Here is an 18,391-nt window from a genome sequence, read left to right on the forward strand (position 1 = left end):
CGTTTCCGAGTCTTGCACCGGGCACTGACAGTCCGGCCCGCCACGGGCCTCCGGGTACGGCCGGGCGGGTAGCGGGGCGACCCCAATGGCGTACCTGATCCACACCCCGGACGGCGCCGCGCCCGCACCTCCGGCGTACTCCAGGACCGGCCGGAGTTGTCCGCATCGCGTGAGATCATCCCTCCGGTGAGCGGCGTGAAGCAGGGTCCGGCCCCGGTCGGCAGAAAAGCCCGAGCCCTCCTCCTGGAGGCGGAGCGGCTGTTCGGTGCGGCGCGGGCCGTCGTCGCCGACCGTGCCGCGGCGGCCGACGCCGTACGGAGCGCGCTCACCCCGCTCCAGCAGGAGCTGGCCAGGGCCGAGCTGGAGCCGATCCCGCTCTCCCGGCTGCGGGACGTCACCGAGGGCCGGCTGCGGCTCGGCGCCCTGGAGCAGGCGGGTTTCACCACGGTCGCCCAGGTGCACGACGCGGGCCGCTACGCGCTGCGGCAGCTGCCCGGCGTCGGCGCCCAGACCGCCGACCAGGCCGTCGCCGCCGCCGGACAGATCGCCAGGGCGGTCGAGGAGACCGTCACCGTACGGATCGACATCGACCGCCCCGAACCGCGCACGACGGCGCTCGTCAGATCGCTGCACGTACTGGCCCAGGCCGGGCCCGAACTGCGCCGCGCCCATGACGCGGCGCAGCGGCTCGGTACCGAGCTCGACCGGCTCCTGCCGCAGGCCGGGCCGGGTCGCAGCAGGCTCCGGACGGCGCTGGCCGGCCGGACCCGGCGTACGGAGGTGCTCGCCGCGCTCGAAGCCGTCGCGTGCCTCACCCGGCAGTCGGCGGCGGACGGGGTGCCGCTGCTGCTCGCCCAGGTATCGGCCGATCTGCTGCGGGTGCCCGTGTCCGACGCCGAGGCATGGGTCGGGTTCGAGCTGCGCTCCGCCGACTACTACAGCCTCCTGGCGGAGTTCGCGGGCCAGGGCCCCGATCTCGCCGCGGCGGAGGGGTTCGTGCCGTCCGGCATCGCCGGGCGGGTCCGTGCCCAGCCGCTGGACGACAGCAGGCTGCGGGTGTCCCTACGTGGCTACCAGGCCTTCGGCGCACGGTTCGCCCTGGTGCAGCGCCGGGTGATCATCGGTGACGAGATGGGGCTCGGCAAGACGGTCCAGGCCATCGCGGCGATGGCCCATCTCGCGGCGGGCGGCGCCACGCACTTCCTGGTCGTCTGCCCGGCGAGCGTACTGATCAACTGGACGCGCGAGGTGGGCTCCCGCTCCACGCTGGCCGTCCGGCCGGTGCACGGACCGGGTCGCGGGACGGCCTTCGCGGAGTGGTGCGAGCGGGGCGGGGTCGCCGTCACCACCTTCGATGTACTGCATCTGCTCGCGGTCCCGGACGACGTACGCCCGGGGATGCTCGTCGTCGACGAGGCGCACTTCGTCAAGAACCCCCTCACCCGGCGGGCGAAGGCCGTGGCGGACTGGACCAACCCCTCCGAGCGGGTGCTCTTCCTGACCGGTACGCCGATGGAGAACCGGGTCGAGGAGTTCCGCAGTCTGGTCCGCAGGCTCCAGCCCGAGCTGGTGCCCGCCGTCCGGGACCGGGACGCGGCAGCCGGCTCACAGGTGTTCCGCAGGGCGGTCGCTCCGGCCTATCTCCGCCGCAACCAGGAGGATGTCCTGACGGAGCTGCCCGCGCTGGTGCACGTGGACGAGTGGGAGGAGCTCAGCGCGGGGGACCTGGCCGCCTACCGGGAGGCCGTGGCGGACGGGCACTTCATGCGGATGCGCCGGGCCGCGTACGCCCGCCCGGAGAGTTCGGCGAAGCTCCGGCGGCTGCGCGAGCTGGTCGGTGAGGCAGCCGCCAACGGGCTGAAGGTCGTGGTGTTCTCGTACTTCCGCGACGTACTGGCCACGGTGGGGACGGCCCTCGGCGGGACGGCGTACGGGCCGGTGGAGGGCGGTCTGCCGGCTGCCCGCCGCCAGGAGCTGGTCGACGCGTTCTCGGCGGCCCCCGGGCACGCGGTGCTGCTGAGCCAGTTCCAGTCCGGCGGGGTGGGCCTCAACATGCAGGCGGCTTCCGTCGTCATCCTCTGCGAGCCGCAGATCAAGCCGGCCATGGAGCACCAGGCCGTGGCACGCGCCCACCGGATGGGCCAGGTCAGAACGGTGCGGGTGCACCGGCTGCTGGCCGCCGACAGCGTGGATACGCGGATGCTCGGCGTACTGGCCGACAAGGCCCGGCTGTTCGACGCGTACGCCCGGCGCAGCGAGGTGGCCGAGGCGACGCCCGACGCGGTCGACGTCTCCGACGGGAGCCTCGCCCGGCGGATCGTGGAGGAGGAGCAGCTGCGGCTGTTCCTGGCGAAGCGGGAACTCGCCGAGCGGGCAGTCGCCGGGGAAGAGCCCGCAGAGGGGCAACTCCCCGCGCGGGCGACGCCGGAGACCCGGGAGACGCGGGAGACGCGGGAGACGCGGGAGACGCGGGAGACGCGGGAGCTCCCGAGGCAGGGGACCTCGAACGAAGGGACCCCGGAGCTGCGGGTATCCGAGCGGGAGGCGGCCGGGGACGGGTGAAGGCCCGCATTCCTGCGGGCCTTCACGGGTACCGGTGCCGCGGCGGACCGTCAGGGGTCAGTGCGCGGTCATCAGGGTCGGAGCGCGGTCATCAGGGGTCAGAGCGCGGTCATGACGTGCTTGATGCGTGTGTAGTCCTCGAATCCGTACGCCGAGAGGTCCTTGCCGTAACCGGAGAGCTTGAATCCGCCGTGCGGCATCTCGGCGGCGAGCGCCCCGTGGTTGTTGATCCACACGCAGCCGAAGTCCAGGCTCCTCGACATCCGCATCGCGCGCTGGTGGTCCTTGGTCCACACCGATGAGGCGAGGGCGAAGTCCACGCCGTTGGCGTAGGCCACGGCCTGGTCCTCGGTGGTGAACGACTGGACGGTGATGACCGGGCCGAAGACCTCGTTCTGGATGATCTCGTCGTCCTGGTGCAGTCCGGAGACGACCGTGGGTGCGTAGAAGTACCCCTGGTCGCCGACCCGGTGACCGCCCGCCTCGACCGTGGCGTGGCCGGGCAGCCGGTCGATGAAGCCGGTCACCTGGGCCAGCTGGTTCGCGTTGTTCAGCGGGCCGAAGAACGCGTCGGCGACGTCCGGGCCGCCGGTCGTGGTGGCTGTCGCCGCCTTGGCGAGCGCGGTGACGAACGCGTCGTGGACGGACTCGTGCACGATGACCCGGGTCGCGGCCGTGCAGTCCTGGCCCGCGTTGAAGTAACCGGCCACCGCGATGTCCTCGGCGGCCTTGGTGAGAGCTTCGTCGTCGAGGTCGTCGAAGACGACGACCGGCGCCTTGCCACCCAGCTCCAGGTGGACCCGCTTGACGTCCTTGGCCGCCGAAGCCGCGACCTGCATGCCCGCCCGTACCGAACCGGTGATCGCGGCCATCGCCGGGGTGGCGTGCTCGACCATCAGCCGGCCGGTCTCGCGGTCTCCGCAGAGGACGTTGAACACGCCTTCGCTGTGGCCGAGCTCGGCCAGCACTCCGCCGATGATCTCCGCGACCAGGACGGTCGACGCGGGGGTGGTGTCGGACGGCTTGATGACGACCGTGTTGCCGGCCGCGAGGGCCGGGGCGAACTTCCAGACCGCCATCATCAGCGGATAGTTCCACGGCGCGACCTGCGCCACGACGCCGACCGGCTCCCGCCGGATGATCGAGGTAAGCCCCTCCATGTACTCGCCGGCCGACCGGCCCTCCAGCAGCCGGGCCGCCCCCGCGAAGAAGCGGATCTGGTCCACGACCGGCGGGATCTCGTCGTCCGTCAGCTGCGCGAGCGGCTTGCCCGTGTCGCGCGCCTCGGCCGCGATCAGCTCGGCCGCACGCTCCTCGAAGACATCCGCGACACGCAGCAGCACCTTCTGGCGTGCGGCGGGGGTCGCGTCGCGCCACGCGGGGAACGCGGCGGCCGCGGCCTCCATGGCGGCGTCGACGTCGGCGGCCCCCGACAGCGCGGAGGTCTCGTACACCTCTCCCGTGCAGGGGTCGATCACATCGAGAGTGCGGCCGTCGGCCGCCTCCTTGAACTCACCGTTGATGTAGTTGCGCAGCATGCACACCAGCCTCACGGAATACACGGCCCGCGTGACCGGACAATGTGGAGCATCCGCCACCGCCATCCCCTACAGAACGGCACAGTCGGAGGAACGGCACGCTCGGAGGAATGGCACGCTCGGAGGAGCAGTGCAGCCGCCGGAGCGGCAGTGCAGTCGCCGGAGGGGCAGGTCAGGACGGCGCACCCGGGTCTGCGGGGCCGGACGCGCAGCCGTCGCCCGGCGTGCCCGTCGGGCTCGGGCCTGCGGTGGGCGAGCCGGACGGGGACGGTGACGGCGACGGGCAGTCCGGCGGTGTGCTGCCGCCGCTGCCGGGATCGGGCGACGAGGTGTCCGGCGGCCCCGATGTGGGGCCCGACGAGGGCGAGCCGGTGCCGCCCGGATCTCCCGGGGCACTCGGTGAACTGCCGGGCGGAGTCGGCGGGCCTCCGGCGGACGGGCTCGCGGACGGGGTGTGGGAGGGCGCGGGACCGATGACGATCCCGCCACCGCCATGGGCTCCGTGTCCCTGCCCGTGCCCGTCTCCGCCGTGGTGCGCCTTGCCGGGCGGCGTACCGCTGCCGTCGGACACGCTGCCTGCGCCCGGGCTGCGCGGCAGGACCCCTTCGCCGTCCGGGACCTCGTGCGTCCCGTTCCGGTAGAAGGAGAGCCAGGACAGCACCAGCCGCAGATAGGCGTCCGAGTGGTTGTAGCTGAGGACCGCGCTGTCCAGACCGCCACTGCTGCGGAGATCACGGCCCCCGGCGCAGAGGTAGTGTCCGGCGGCGAGCGCCGCGTCGAAGACGTTGTTGGGGTCCTTCTTGCCGTCGTGGTTCCCGTCCTGCCCCCAGGTCGCCCACGTCGACGGGATGAACTGCATCGGGCCCACCGCCCGGTCGTACGTCGTGTCCCCGTCGTACGCGCCGTGGTCGGTGTCGGGGATGTGCGCGAAGCCCGAGCCGTTGAGCACCGGGCCGAGGATCGGCGCGAGGGTGGTGCCGTGCTTGTCGACCGCCCCGCCCCGCGCCTGCCCCGATTCGACCTTGCCGATCGCGGCGAGCAGCTGCCAGGGCAGCCCGCAGGCGCGGTCGCTGCGGCGCAGCTGTGCCTCGGCGGACCGGTAGGCGGCCAGCACGGTCGCCGGGATCCCGGACTGCTCGTACACCGGTCCCGCACCAGTGGCGTCGACCGGATTGCCCGGCGGAGGCGGAGTGACCAGCGGCGGGATCTCGGTGTGGAACGAGTTGTCCGTGGGGCCTTCGACCTGCGCGGTGGGCTCACCGGCCGGTACGGACGATCTCTTCGGCAGCGGCAGCTGATGGTGCACGAGTCCTGGTGCCTGCGAGGCGGTGAGCGCGGCCATGGCCACCGCGGCCACCGCGCTTCCACCCAGTCCCCGCCGCATCCGCCGCACGTGCCTCATACGCCGCTCCCTCATCGGAATTCCGGAATCCTCGGGCTGTTCGCGCTGTGCTGGTCACCGAACCGGATCAGGCTTGGCCGGGTCAGGCTTGGCCGGGTCACCGGGCGAAGGTGTCGATGTTCGCGATCCGCCACTTGCCGCCCCCGCGCACCGCGTCGACGGCGAACATGGCTGCGGCGTAGGTCGTCCGGTCCTTCTTCGCCGCCGTGTCGGTGTTGCTCTGGTCGGCGTAGAGGAGCACGCGCGCGCGGTCGCCGTCGATCAGCTCCACACCGCTCTCGGTGACGGTGGTGGTCAGCACGAGCTTCTGTTTGGCTGCCTGCGCGCGTACGGCCGCCAGCATGTCCTTGTGCTGCTTGACCGCCTTGCCGGTGAGGAGGGTCGCCGCGGCCCGGTCGGCCTTGGCCGTGTTGGTGTAGTCGTACGAGAAGAGGGCGTTGACGGCGCTGGTGACCTGGCCCTTCACCTCGGTCGTACGGGCCACGTCGGTCAGTGCGCCGTTACTGGTCGCGGCGTCGTCGTGCAGGGCGGACGCCCGTGTTCCCGCGTAGGCGGCGAACCCGCCGAGCAGCACGGTGAGGACGGCGAGCAGCACGGGCAGCCGCACCAAAGTACGGAGCCACGGACGTGGAGCGCCGGCTTTCCCGGACGCGGATCCGGCCCCGGCCCCCGTAGTCCCCGCCTCTTCGGGTTCGGCTTCTACGGGTGCGGTTCCTACGGGTTCGGCTTCTTCGCCTTCAGGCCCTTCGCCTTCGGGCCCTTCGGCGTCGGCATCGGGACCGGGGCCTGGTGCTTCGGGCGGTTCCTCCGCCGGCCGCGGTCTGACGCGCACCGGGGCCACGGCCGCCAGTCGCCGCTGCCGGTTGATGAGATGACGGGTGGTCGACATGTCGTCCTCAGCTCCTCTCCTGGGTCAGCCGGTTGGGTCAGTCGGCGGTGTTGCCGACGGGTGCCTGGCCCAGGGCGCTGAGTTTCCAGCCCCCGGACGTACGCGTGAGCTCACCGAGCAGCCGGCTCTCCTTCTCGGCCGGCTTGCCCTTCGGCGCGGTCACCGTGATCCGCAGCGCCACCATCACGCTCGCCCTGCCCGCCCGGTCGTCCAGTTCGGTGACCGCGCCGGAGAGCACCTTCGCCGTGGAGACCGTCTGCGCCTGCTTGATCTGCTTCTCGAACTCGGGCCTGCCATCGGTGAGTTGCTTGTGAAGATCCCCCGTCGTCGACGCCTCCCACGTGTCGAGCCCGGTCGTCAGCTTCCGGTGGTCCAGCGTGTTCATGTTCTGTACGGCCTGCTCCCCCGCGGCCAGTACCCGGTCCCGCGACCGTGCGTACGCTGCGGAGCCGTCGTGCGCGGCCGCGTACCAGGACCACCCTCCCCAGCCCGCCGCACCCGCGGCCAGCAGCGCCAGCGCGAGCGCCACGACCGTCAGCGGATTCCTTGCCGTGCTCAGCGTATGGAGCGTCCTGGACATGTACGTGTCCCCCTCAGCGGGCCGTGATGTCGGTGATCAGCCAGTTGCCGCCGCGCAGTTCGGCGGTCACCGACAGCTGCGCGGCCACCACCCCCGCCGGTCTGCCCTTGCGCTGTGCGGTCTGGTCGAGGAAGACCAGCAGCTGCGCCTCGCTGCCGGTCAGCCGGGTGACTCCGGCCCGTACGACCTGGGTGGTGAGCGTCAGCTTCTGCTCCTTCGCCCGCTTCCCGACCTGCCCGAAGAGCGCGTTGTACTGCTTCGCGGCCTTCCCGGCGAGCAGTTCGCGCGCCGACTGCGCGGTGACGTCGGTGGCTTGCGGTGTGTAGGAGAGGACCTTGCCGAGCGTGTCGCTGACGTCCCCGGTGACCTGCGAGGTGGCCTCGGTGTCGGTGAGGGCGTGGTTCCCGGCGGCCGGGGTGGTCCTCAACTGGTGGGCCCTGAACAGCATTCCGGCGCCACCGAGCACCAGCAGCAGGACGGCCAGGCCTGCCGCGACCAGGGCCCGGCGGCGGGCACAACCGCTCGCCCCGGGCGCCTCCTCGTCCGGAGCATCCGAGGCGTCCGAGGCATCCCGCGCCTCCCGGGCGTCCTGCGCGTCCTGCGCGTCCTGCGCGTCCACTCCGGTGTCCTCCACAGTGCCGCTCACGCGCCCTCCTTACCGACCGGCACTGCGCTGAGTGCGGTGACTTTCCAGCCGTCCGGGGTGCGGGCGAGCGTGGCCGTGAAGCGTTTGCGGTCGGTCGTCGCCGTACCGCCCCTGGGGGTGATGGCGACCTGGACGGTGGCGATCATCGCCGCAGTGCCCGCCCTGTCGTCGAGCGCGGTGAGCGCGGCGTCGGTGACGGTGCCGCGCGCGGAAGTTCCGGCCTTGGTGAGGGTGGTGCGGTCGGTGGCGCGAGTGGCTGCCAGCTTGTCGTGGAGCGCTCCGGTCGACGCGTCGAGCCACTGCGCCAGCCCGCTGTCGGTGTCCTTCACATCGAGTGTGTTGAGCTCGGCGACCCGCTCGCGCCCGGCCGCCAGCGCGGCGTCCCGCGATGCCGCGAACCTCAGCGAACCGTCCTGGTGCGCCTGCCAGTACACCCACCCGGAGACGGCGCAGAAGACGACGGCCACCACGACGGCCAGCAGGCTCAGCACCTTGGTACGAGTCGTCACGCGCCGCCTCCGAGACCGAGCAGGCCGCCCAGACCGGTGGGGCCTCCGGCGGGCAGCGCGGGTGTCCCCAGGGCGCCGGGGAGTGACCCCGGCCCTCCCGCGTCCGTTCCCAGAAGCAGGGATCCGGGCTTGGCGGGCGCCGGGACGGGGCCACCGCCCGGTGCGTTCGCCGAACCGCGCACCTCCTTGCCGGTGCTGGGCGGCGAGGTGCAGCGGGCGCTGGTGTTCAGCTCCGAAGTGGCGCTGGTGTCCAGGCCGTTGCGGTACGTCGTCCCGCCGTACCCGGCGGTGCACGGCAGGGGCGAGAAGAAGGTGACGGCCATACCGAAACGTGCTCCCTTGGCGTTGATCGCTGTCGACCCCGCCGCGGCCACCGCCGGCAGTTTCACCAGCAGTTCCTCCGTACCGCGCTGCCGGGTGACGGCCACGTCGGAGGTGGTCAGCAGATTGGCGACGACCACACTCAGATCGGGGTTCAGATCTCTGAGCAGTCCGCTGACCTGTGTAGCGGCCTCGGGGGTGGCCGCGATGAGCGCGCGCAGATCGGTGTCGGAGTCCACCAGCTGTCCGGCAAGCCCCTTGGCGCCCCTGGCGAAGGACTTCAGCGCCTCGCCCTCCTGCGTCTGGGTGCTGAGCACGGTCTCGCCGTCGGTCATCAGCTTGGTATCGGTGGGCAGCGCCTTGTCCGCGGCCTTGAGGAAGTCCCTACTGCTGTCCATCAGGACCTGGAGGTCCTCGCCCCGCCCGTCGAACGCGGTGCCGAACTCGTCCACGACCGTGCGCAGCGCGTCCGTATCCACCGAGGACGTCAGGTCGTTGACGCTGGTGAGGACGTTGGTCACCGGGGCCGGGATGCTGGCGTCGGCCCGAGCGATCCGGGAGCCGTCCTCCAGGTACGGGCTGCCCGTGGCGGTCGGCCGCAGGTCGATGTACTCCTCACCGACGGCCGACAGGTTGGCGACGACCGCTTTCAGGTCGGCGGGGATGGCGGGCGCCGAGTCGCTGATCCGCAGGTCGGCCTCCACTCCGTTCCCGGTCAGCCGGATCGGTCCGACCCGGCCCACCGAGACGCCCCGGTAGGTGACGTTGGCATGGGTGAACAGGCCCCCGGTCTCCGGGAGTTCGACTTTCACCACGTAGTAGCCGCGCAGCCCGACCAGATGCCCGAGGTCGGCGTAGCGGGCGCCGAGGTAGCCGAGGACGAGCACCGCGATCAGCAGGAAGGCGATGTTCTTCAGCCGGGTGGCCCTGGTGACCATCAGTGGCCGCCTTCCGTGGACGGGGCGGTGATGGAGGGCAGCGGCAGCGGCGGGGTGGCAGGGCCGGCCTTCCGCGACGCCGTGGCACCGTCGGTGCCGCCTCCCTGGGCGCCGCCTCCCGACAGGGTGATCGGCGGAACGATCCGGGTCCCCGGCACGGCCGTCACATCCAGATAGACATTGAGGTAGTCGCCCTTCACGCCGCGCAGCACCTCGTCGGTGAAGGGGTAGGTGAAGAGCACCTGCAGCGAGTCGGGCAGGTCCTTGCCGGAGTCGGCGAGCTGCTGGAGCGTCGGCGCGAGCGCCTTCAGGTCGGCGACCATGTCGGCCTTGCTCTTGTTCACGGTGTCGACGGCGACTCCGGAGAGGGTGTCGAGCGCCTTGAGCATGGTGAGCAGGGAGCCGCGCTGCTTCTCCAGCACCTTCAGCCCGGGGCTGAGCCCGGTGAGCGCTTTACCGATCGACTGTTTGCGGGTGGCGAGCGTCGCGGAGAGCCGGTTGACGCCGTCGAGTGCCTGGGTGATGTCGCTCTTGTGCCCGTCCAGGCTGGTCACCAGGGTGTTGACGGACTGGAGCGTGGAGCGGATCTGCGGCTCCCGGCCGCCCAGGGTCTTGTTCAGTTCGGTGCTGATGGTCTTGAGCTGCTGGACGCCGCCGCCGTTGAGCAGCAGCGAGAGCGCCCCGAAGACCTCCTCGACCTCCGGGTTGCGGTTGGTGCGCGAGATCGGGATGGTCTGGCCGTCGCTGAGCCGGTCGGCCGAAGCACCCTGGTCCGGCGCGGTGAGCTGGATGAACTTCTCACCGAGCAGGCTGGACTGTTCGAGATGGGCGTAGGCGTTCCGCGGCAGGCGCACCGTGCCGTTGACCCGCATGGTGACCCGCGCCGACCAGTTCTCCGGCGAGAGCGTGATCTTCGAGACCCGGCCGACGGCCACGTCGTTCACCTTGACCGCGGCCTGCGGGACCAGGTTCAGTACGTCGCCGAAGTCCGCGGTGATCTCGTACGGGTGCGAGCCGAGGTCGGCGCCGCCGGGCAGCGGCAGGTTCTCGATGCCGGAGAACGACGGCGCGGCGCAGCCGCCGAGCGTGACGGTGCAGCCGACGGCCAGGGCGACCACGGCCGCGATGCCCGTACGAGAGGTGCGGGACGTACGCGAGGTGCGAGAGGTGCGGGACGCACCGGAACTGCGGGAAGCGGTGGTCCGGCTCATCGGGCGGCCCCCTTGTGTGCCGTGGGTTCAGCGGCCGTCTTCGACGGGGAGCCGTACACCTCGCCGACCGCCGGGAGCGGCAGCGTGGGCAGCGACTTCTGCTGTGACGGCGGTACGGGGACCAGACCGTCGAGCCCCGCGCCGGCGGGGACCCCGCCGGCAGCGCCGCCCGCCGGCCCGGCCGTGGACTCGGCGTCCGCACCGCTGAGCCGGCCGTTCATGCTGATCTCGTTGAGATTGCCCCGGCCGTCGATGGTGCGGTGCACCGGGTCGTAGGCGTTGAGCAGGTTCCCGGCGGCGAGCGGTGCGTCGTCCAGCATCTCGGCGAGCGAAGCCCGCTGTTGGACCAGGGTGTCGGTGATGGGCCGCAGCCGGCTGACGCTCTTCTTGAGCGACCCGCGGTTCTCCTCGATGAAGGTCTTCACCTGGCCGAGCGCGATGCCCAGTTCCTTCAGGGCGGTGCCGAGATCGTCCTTGTCGGCGTCGAGGAAGTTGGAGACCGTGGCGAGCTGCTGCTCCGCCGTGTGCACCTTTCCGTCGTTGCCCTTGAGCATCGTGGTGAAGGACTGGAGGTAGGCGAGGGTGTTGAAGAGGTTGCCGCTGCTCTTGTCGAGTGTCTTGGCCGCCTTGCCGAACTGCTCGATCGAGTCGCCGATCGCCTTGCCGTTGCCGTGCAGGTTGGCCGCGCCGGTCTTGAGCAGATCGTCCAGCGCGCCCTTCGAGTTGGCGCCCTTCGGCCCGAGTGCGGTTGCCAGCTGGGTGACGCTCGCGTACAGCTGGTCGACCTCGACGGGGGTGGCGTTGCGGTCGGCCGCGAGTGTGGCCCGGTCCTTGAGCTGCGGGCCGCTGGTGTACGCGGGTGACAGCTGCACGTACCGGTCGGCGACGATGCTCGGCGCGACGATCAGGGCGCGGGCATCAGCCGGCACCTTGACGCCCTCGTCGAGGACGAGCACCACCCGTACCTCACGGCCCTCCGGCCGTACGGAGTCGACCGTGCCCACCTTGACTCCGAGGATCCGCAGGTCGGAGCCCGCGTACAGGCCGGTGGCCCGGTCGAAGTAGGCGGTGATCCGGTGGCCCCCCGCGCTGTCGAGGGCCAGGACCCCGGTGGTGGTCACGCCCGCGACCAGTACGAGTCCGGCCCCGATGCCCACGAAACGCCTGGTGGTGTGGTTCATCGGCTGCCTCCCTGGGTCTGCCGGGGCGACATGCATCCGGTGGCCGGAGGCGTGCCCGCCGGCAGGTAGTTCTTCGGGACGAGCCCGCAGATGTAGCTGTCGAACCAGCGGCCGTTGCCCAGGGTGTTGCCGACGAGCCGGTAGTAGGGCCCAGCCAGTGACAGCGCCTTGTCCAGGCTTTTGCGGTTCTTCAGCAGCACGGTGGTGACCTTGTCGAGTGCGGTCAGCGTGGGCTTCAGCTGCTTGTTGTTGTCCTTGACCAGACCGGTCAGCTCGGTGCCGAGGTCGGTTGTCCCGGTGAGCAGCAGATGGATGGAGTCCCGCCGGTTCTGGATCTCGCCGAGCAGCAGATTGCCGTCCTTGAGGAGGGCGTCGAAGCTGCTGTTCTTGTCGGAGAGGGTCTTGGTGAGCTGCTTGCTGCCCTTGAGCAGCCTGGCCAGTTCGGCGTCGCGCTGCGAGACCGTCCGCGACAGCGCGGAGAGACCGGTCGCCGCGTTCTTCACATCGGGGGGCGAGTTCTTGAAGGTGTCCGAGATCGTCTCGAAGCTCTTCGCGAGCTGCTTGGTGTCGAGGTCTCCGATGGTGTCGCTGAGTCCGCTGAACGCCTGGGTGACGTCGTACGGCGATGTGGTGCGGCTCAGCGGGATCCGCTCCGAGGGGTTCTGCGGCCGGGTGCCGACCGGGTCGAGTGCCAGGTACTTGTCGCCGAGCAGCGTCTTGATGGCGATGGCCGCCGTGCTGGAGTCGCCGACCCAGGCGCCCTTGACCTTGAAGGACACCTTCACCTTGGCGCCGTCGAGCGAGACCGCTTTCACCTGGCCGACCCTGACCCCGGCGATCCGTACCTCGTCGCCGGGGCTGATGCCCGCCGACTCGGTGAAGTCGGCGGTGTACGTGGTGCCGCCGCCGATGAAGGGCAGCGAGTCGGCGCGGTAGGCGGCGAGCCCGATCAGCGCGAGCACCAGCAGTCCGACCACGCTGACGGCGACCGGGTTGCGCTCCCGTACGGGCCTGAGCCGCGGGAGCCGCAGACGGGGCGGGTTCATCCCTGGCACCTCGATTCGGTGACCGCGATGCCGGTGGGCGGTTTGCTGCCGTCCGATGTGGTCACGCCCGTCACCCGGGCCTGGCAGAGATAGAGGTTGAGCCACGATCCGTAGGAGGCGAGCCGGGTGACGGCCTGCATCTTGGCGGGTGTGTTCCGCAGGAAGTCCTGCAGCTGCGGTGTGGCGTCGCCCAACTGCTCGGACACCCTGCCCAGTTCGCTGATGTCCTTCTTCAGCGGCGCCCGGCCGTCCTGGAGCAGTCCGGCGGTCGAGTTCGTCAGTGCGCCCATCGCGGTGATCGCGTCCCCGAGGGGCTTGCGGTCCCCGGCGAAGCCGGTGACGAGCTGCTGGAGGGTGACGACGAGGTCGTTGAAGTCCGACTCCCGGTCGTTGACCGTGGTCAGTACCGTGTTGAGGTTCTTGATGACCTGGCCGATGACCTTGTCCTTGGCGGCGACCGTGGTGGTCAGCGATCCGACGTGCTGGAGCAGGCTGTCGACGGTGCCGCCCTCGCCCTGGAGCACCTGCACGATGGAGTTGGCGAGCTGGTTCATCTCGGCCGGGGCCAGCCCCTGGAGGAGCGGCTGGAATCCGTTGAACAGCTCGGTGAGGTCCAGGGCCGGTGTGGTGTGCGAGAGCTGGATGGTGTCGCCGGGCGCGAAGTGCTTCCCGACGGGCCCGGTGCCCTGCTCCAGGTCGACGTACCGCTGGCCGACCATGTTGAGGTACTTGATCGACGCGGTCACCGACGCGGGCAGCGTGCGTCCCTTGTCCACCGCGAAGCGCACCTCGGCGAGCCGCCGGTCGGCGACCTTCACGGACTCGACCTGGCCGACCTTCACCCCGGCGATCCGTACGCTGTCCCCGGCGATCAGCCCGGTGGCGTCGGTGAAGCGGGCCCGGTAGGAGACGGTGTCACCGACATCCGTGTTGGCGATGCTCAGCCCGAGGACCGCGGTGGCCAGGGACGTCACCAGGACGAAGACCAGGGACTTGACGAGCGGGGCCGTCAGGCTGCGGCGCTTCACTTGAGCTTCACCTCCGCACCGCGGAAGACCGGGCCGGCCAGCAGGCTGCTCCAGTCGGGAAGGGACTGCGCCGGCGTCTTCGCGCCGGGGGCCAGCAGTTCATTGACGAGCTGGTTCTCCTGGGGCGAGTTGGGCAGCCCGAGGCTGTCGGACCTGCCCGCCCCGGTGGCGGCGGTCGGCACGGTCTTGCCGGTATAGGGGACGGAGTAGCAGTGCGGCCCGCCGCTCGCGGTGTAGGACGGGGTGTCCCGGCCCGGTGTGTACTTCCCGAGCGAGGGGACGGAGACGAGGCTGACATGGAGTCCCGGCTCGTCCGTTCCCTTGCCCAGTGCCTTGTCCATGGCGGGGACGAAGCCCGCCAGGGTGCTCAGGGTGCAGGGGAACTCGGGGGCGTACTTCGCGAGGAGTTCCAGGGTGGGCCGGCCGGTCGCGGAGAGCCGGATGATGTTGTCCTTGTTCTGCTGGAGGAAGGCCGTGACGTCCTGGGCGGTCCTGGTGGTGGTGGAGTACAGGCCCGCGAGTCCGGCCTGCTTCTCGGCGAGGGTCGAGCTGGTGGTGGTGAAGTCGGTGAGCGCGGTGAGGATGTCGGGCGCCGCGTCCGAGTAGACCTTGGTGACCTTCACCAGTTCCGCGATGTCCCGGTTGAGCGTGGGCAGTTGCGGGTTGAGCTTCTTCAGATAGGTGTCGAGGGTGACGAAGGTGTCGCCGAGCTGCTGGCCCCGGCCGCTCAGCGCCTGCGAGACGGCGGTCAGCGTGGCGGAGAGTTTCTGCGGCTCGACCGCGGTGAGCAGCGGGAGTACGTGATCGAGCACCTGCTCCAGCTCGATGGCGTTGCGCGAGCGGTCCTGCGGAATGGTGTCGCCCGCCTTCAGCGCGCGGGTGGACGCGTGTGCCGGGGGTACGAGTGCGACGTACCGCTCGCCGAACAGCGTCGTCGGCAGCATCTGCGCGGTGACGTCGGAGGGGACCTGGCCGAGCTTGTCCGGCTGGATGGCGAGGGTGAGCCGGGCGCCGCCGCCGTCCGAACTGATGCCTCGCACCTGCCCGATGACGACACCGCGCAGCTTTACATCGGCGTTGAGGTGCATCTCGCTGCCGACGGTGTCGGTGTCCACCCGGACCGTCGCGGAGTCGGTGAAGTCCTTCTGGTACACGGCGATCGACAGCCAGATCAGCAGTGCGGGGACCACGATGAAGACCACACCGGCGAGCCTGCGCCGTACGGTCCGCGCGCTCATCCCGCCACCTTCACGGTCGTCGTGGCGCCCCAGATGGCGAGGGAGAGGAAGAAGTCGGTGACGCTGATGAGCACGATGGCGTTGCGCACCGAACGGCCGACCGCCACCCCCACCCCGGCGGGGCCGCCGGTCGCGCGGAAGCCGTAGTAGCAGTGGGCCAGGATCACCAGCACGCTGAAGATCAGCACTTTGAGCACGGAGAGCAGGACGTCGTCCGGGGAGAGGAACAGGTTGAAGTAGTGGTCGTAGGTGCCGGACGACTGCCCCTTGAAGAGGACGGTGACCAGCCGGGACGCGACGTACGAGCTGAGCAGCCCCATGGCGTACAGCGGGATGATCGCGACGACCCCTGCGATGATCCGGGTGGTGACGAGGTACGGCATGGAGCGCACCCCCATCGCTTCGAGGGCGTCCACCTCCTCGTTGATGCGCATCGCGCCGAGCTGGGCGGTGAAGCCCGCGCCGACGGTCGCGGAGAGGGCGAGTCCGGCGACCAGCGGGGCGATCTCGCGGGTGTTGAAGTACGCGGAGATGAACCCGGTGAAGGCGGCGGTGCCGATCTGGTTGAGCGCGGCGTATCCCTGGAGGCCGACGACCGTCCCGGTGAAGAGGGTCATGCCGATCATCACGCCGATGGTGCCGCCGATGACCCCGAGGCCACCGCTGCCGAAGGCGACCTCGGCGAGCAGTCGCTGGACCTCTCTGATGTAGCGGTGCAGGGTGCGCGGGATCCAGATGAGCGCCCGTACGTAGAAGACGAGTTGGTCGCCGGAGCGGTCGAGCCAGCCGAGCATGGACATCTCTCAGCTCCCCTTCGCGGGGACGATCTGGAGATAGACCGCCGTGAGGACCATGTTCACGAAGAACAGCAGCATGAACGTGATGACGACGGACTGGTTGACCGCGTCACCGACGCCCTTGGGGCCGCCCCTGGGGTTCAGACCGCGGTAGGCGGCGACGATCCCGGCGAGGAACCCGAAGATCAGCGCTTTGACCTCGCTGATGTAGAGGTCGGGCAGCTGGGCGAGCGCGGAGAAACTGGAGAGGTAGGCGCCGGGTGTGCCGTGCTGCAGGATCACGTTGAAGAAGTAGCCGCCGAGTGTGCCGACGACCGAGACCAGTCCGTTCAGCAGGACCGCCACGAACATGGTGGCGAGTACCCGGGGGACGACGAGGCGCTGGACGGGTGAGACGCCCATGACCTCCATCGCGTCGAGCTCCTCGCGGATCTTCCGGGAGCCGAGGTCGGCGCAGATCGCCGAGCCGCCGGCGCCCGCGATCAGCAGCGCGACGATCAGCGGGCTGGCCTGCTGGATGACGGCGAGCACGCTCGCTCCGCCGGTGAACGACTGGGCGCCGAGCTGCTGGGTGAGCGAGCCGACCTGGAGGGCGATGACCGCGCCGAAGGGGATCGAGACCAGGGCGGCGGGCAGGATGGTGACGCTCGCGATGAACCAGAACTGCTCGATGAACTCCCTTACCTGGAAGGGTCTTCGGAAGACGGCACGGGTCACGGTGGCCCCGAGGGCGAAGAGCTTCCCGGTCTCGCGCAGCGGCGCGAGTACCCGCAGCGGCGGGCGGGGCTGCCGGTACTCGGCCGCCTTGCCACCGGCGCCGTTCCCGGACGGCCCGGACGGCCCGGACGGTCGGACCGGAACCTGTGCGCTCATGGCCGGCCACCGCCGGAGGCCGGGGCGGTGTAACTCCTGAGGATGGCGGTGCGGGCCGCTTCGGGCAGCTCCGCCAGCATGCCCAGCACCCGTTCCCTGCGCCGCAGTACGGCCTGGCGCTCGGGCAGCCCTTCGGACGGTTCGAGCTGCGGGACGATGGGCCGCGGCACCTGCGGGCGGGAGCCGGCCGCGCTGCGCTGCTCGGCCGCGAGGGTCGCCGCGTCCTTCTCCTCGGACATCCCGATCGGCCCTTCGCGCCGGCCGCTCAGGAACTGCGCGACCACCGGCTCCTCGCTGGTGAGGAGCAGTTCGCGGGGCCCGAACGTGACCAGGTTGCGCAGGAAGAGCATCCCCATGTTGTCGGGCACGGTGGCCGCGATGTCGAGATTGTGGGTGACGATCAGCATCGTCGCGTCGAACTGCGCGTTCAGGTCGATGAGCAGCTGGGAGATGTACGAGGTACGGACCGGGTCGAGTCCGGAGTCCGGTTCGTCGATGAGGATGATCTGGGGGTCGAGTACGAGGGCGCGCGCGAGACCGGCCCGCTTGCGCATTCCGCCGGATATCTCACCGGGGAGTTTCTCCTCCGCGCCCAGAAGGCCCACCATGTCCATCCGCTCCATGACGATGCGGCGGATCTCGGACTCCTTCTTCCTGGTGTGCTCCCGGAGCGGAAAGGCCACGTTGTCGAAGAGGGTCATCGATCCGAAGAGTGCACCGTCCTGGAACATCAGGCCGAAGAGCTTGCGGGTCTCGTAGATGTCGCGCTCGGGGCTGTTCACCATGTCGACGCCGTTGATGAGCACGCTGCCCCGCTCGGGTTTCAGCAGCCCGATCAGAGACTTGAGGAACACGGTCTTTCCGGTTCCGGAAGGGCCGAGCATCACACTGACCTCACCGGCCGGGAGCGTGAGTGTCACGTCCTGCCAGATTCTCTGCTTGCCGAAAGACTTCGTGAGCCCTTCAACAACTACTTCGATTCCCATCTCACCTCCTGCATGCACTCACGAAGTGACAGAAGTGCGCCGAGAGGCGCACGTTAAGTTCACCGGCGCCGTCGGGACAAGCCCTTGAACAGGTAACTCCCCAAGAAATTGAGCTACTTGTCATAGGGTGACAAGCCCGTGCGGAAACCTTGTTGAAAAGTGCTCACTCACAGCAGGGACGCAGGTGAGGGACTTACGCCCCGGCCTCAACCGGCCGAGTGGTTCGCGGAGAGCGACGTTACGGCCGGGTAACCTGGCGCCGCAATACCAGTCCCCCAAGTTTCGTCCCGCCGTCGTGCCGCCACTCTCTTCTTTGCGGTGAATGAGTAGCGCGGGACGGAAACTCATCCAGAAGTGATAAATTCCGCCGGCCGTCGGGAACCGCGTGCGGGCGCGGTATGCGGGCGAGGTGTGCGGGCGCAGCGTGCGGCGGCACCGGCATATCGGGGGACCATGCGCACCGGTGCGCACCAACTGACAAGCGGCGCCTACCCCTTGCTCATCCCGGCACAAGAAGAACCGGGCAGCCGAAGTTCATCAAACAGCGGGATTGTGCAGCGGTGTTTCCCGCCAGTAACCTCACGGCTCGGTGAATTCACACCTGTTCCGGCACGCCGCAGACCCATCAGGTCCGAGTACGGCACCG

Annotated in this window: 16 protein-coding genes; 1 reads left to right on the forward strand and 15 read right to left on the reverse strand. The window is 70.1% G+C overall.

Annotated features, from left to right (window positions below):
- Positions 1-195 precede the first annotated feature (195 nt).
- Positions 196-2,562, forward strand: a complete 2,367-nt coding sequence (locus OG210_RS00720) for a DEAD/DEAH box helicase (protein ID WP_371540120.1) — start codon at positions 196-198, stop codon at positions 2,560-2,562.
- Between the two features lie 98 nt (positions 2,563-2,660).
- Here OG210_RS00720 and OG210_RS00725 read toward each other — a convergent pair whose 3' ends face one another.
- From OG210_RS00725 to OG210_RS00795, 15 genes are all read right to left on the reverse strand, one after another.
- Entirely contained in the window at positions 2,661-4,100 is a 1,440-nt protein-coding gene (locus OG210_RS00725; protein ID WP_328333729.1) for a gamma-aminobutyraldehyde dehydrogenase, read from the reverse strand.
- 172 nt (positions 4,101-4,272) lie between these two features.
- Positions 4,273-5,502, reverse strand: a complete 1,230-nt coding sequence (locus OG210_RS00730) for a lytic transglycosylase domain-containing protein (protein ID WP_328333727.1) — start codon at positions 5,500-5,502, stop codon at positions 4,273-4,275.
- 97 nt (positions 5,503-5,599) lie between these two features.
- Positions 5,600-6,391 carry a hypothetical protein gene (locus OG210_RS00735; protein ID WP_371534758.1) on the reverse strand — a complete coding sequence of 264 codons (792 nt, stop codon included), beginning with the start codon at positions 6,389-6,391 and terminating at the stop codon, positions 5,600-5,602.
- A gap of 37 nt (positions 6,392-6,428) precedes the next feature.
- Entirely contained in the window at positions 6,429-6,971 is a 543-nt protein-coding gene (locus tag OG210_RS00740) for a hypothetical protein (RefSeq protein ID WP_328333723.1), read from the reverse strand.
- A gap of 13 nt (positions 6,972-6,984) precedes the next feature.
- Positions 6,985-7,617: a hypothetical protein gene (locus OG210_RS00745; protein WP_328333721.1), complete on the reverse strand. Its 633-nt coding sequence runs from the start codon at positions 7,615-7,617 to the stop codon at positions 6,985-6,987.
- Complete coding sequence (locus OG210_RS00750) at positions 7,614-8,126, reverse strand: hypothetical protein (protein ID WP_328333719.1); 513 nt, start codon at positions 8,124-8,126, stop codon at positions 7,614-7,616. The genes OG210_RS00745 and OG210_RS00750 overlap by 4 nt, the downstream gene beginning before the upstream one ends.
- Positions 8,123-9,385: an MlaD family protein gene (locus tag OG210_RS00755; protein ID WP_328333717.1), complete on the reverse strand. Its 1,263-nt coding sequence runs from the start codon at positions 9,383-9,385 to the stop codon at positions 8,123-8,125. Before OG210_RS00755 ends, OG210_RS00750 begins: the two co-directional genes overlap by 4 nt.
- Positions 9,385-10,596 (reverse strand): MCE family protein, encoded by a 1,212-nt coding sequence (locus OG210_RS00760; RefSeq protein WP_328333715.1) that lies wholly within the window; start codon positions 10,594-10,596, stop codon positions 9,385-9,387. Before OG210_RS00760 ends, OG210_RS00755 begins: the two co-directional genes overlap by 1 nt.
- A complete protein-coding gene (locus OG210_RS00765) occupies positions 10,593-11,777 on the reverse strand; it encodes an MCE family protein (RefSeq protein ID WP_328333713.1) in 1,185 nt (394 codons plus the stop codon). The genes OG210_RS00760 and OG210_RS00765 overlap by 4 nt, the downstream gene beginning before the upstream one ends.
- Complete coding sequence (locus OG210_RS00770; protein ID WP_328333711.1) at positions 11,774-12,823, reverse strand: MCE family protein; 1,050 nt, start codon at positions 12,821-12,823, stop codon at positions 11,774-11,776. The genes OG210_RS00765 and OG210_RS00770 overlap by 4 nt, the downstream gene beginning before the upstream one ends.
- Positions 12,820-13,851 carry an MCE family protein gene (locus OG210_RS00775; RefSeq protein ID WP_328333709.1) on the reverse strand — a complete coding sequence of 344 codons (1,032 nt, stop codon included), beginning with the start codon at positions 13,849-13,851 and terminating at the stop codon, positions 12,820-12,822. Before OG210_RS00775 ends, OG210_RS00770 begins: the two co-directional genes overlap by 4 nt.
- Complete coding sequence (locus OG210_RS00780; protein WP_328333707.1) at positions 13,848-15,089, reverse strand: MCE family protein; 1,242 nt, start codon at positions 15,087-15,089, stop codon at positions 13,848-13,850. Before OG210_RS00780 ends, OG210_RS00775 begins: the two co-directional genes overlap by 4 nt.
- On the reverse strand, positions 15,086-15,889 hold the full coding sequence (locus tag OG210_RS00785; protein ID WP_328333705.1) for an ABC transporter permease: 804 nt from the start codon (positions 15,887-15,889) through the stop codon (positions 15,086-15,088). The genes OG210_RS00780 and OG210_RS00785 overlap by 4 nt, the downstream gene beginning before the upstream one ends.
- A gap of 3 nt (positions 15,890-15,892) precedes the next feature.
- A complete protein-coding gene (locus tag OG210_RS00790; protein ID WP_371534764.1) occupies positions 15,893-16,759 on the reverse strand; it encodes an MlaE family ABC transporter permease in 867 nt (288 codons plus the stop codon).
- On the reverse strand, positions 16,756-17,745 hold the full coding sequence (locus tag OG210_RS00795) for an ATP-binding cassette domain-containing protein (RefSeq protein ID WP_328333701.1): 990 nt from the start codon (positions 17,743-17,745) through the stop codon (positions 16,756-16,758). The genes OG210_RS00790 and OG210_RS00795 overlap by 4 nt, the downstream gene beginning before the upstream one ends.
- Positions 17,746-18,391 lie beyond the last annotated feature (646 nt).

Origin of the sequence: Streptomyces sp. NBC_00466 (assembly GCF_041433995.1) — a bacterium.
GTDB lineage: Bacteria > Actinomycetota > Actinomycetes > Streptomycetales > Streptomycetaceae > Streptomyces.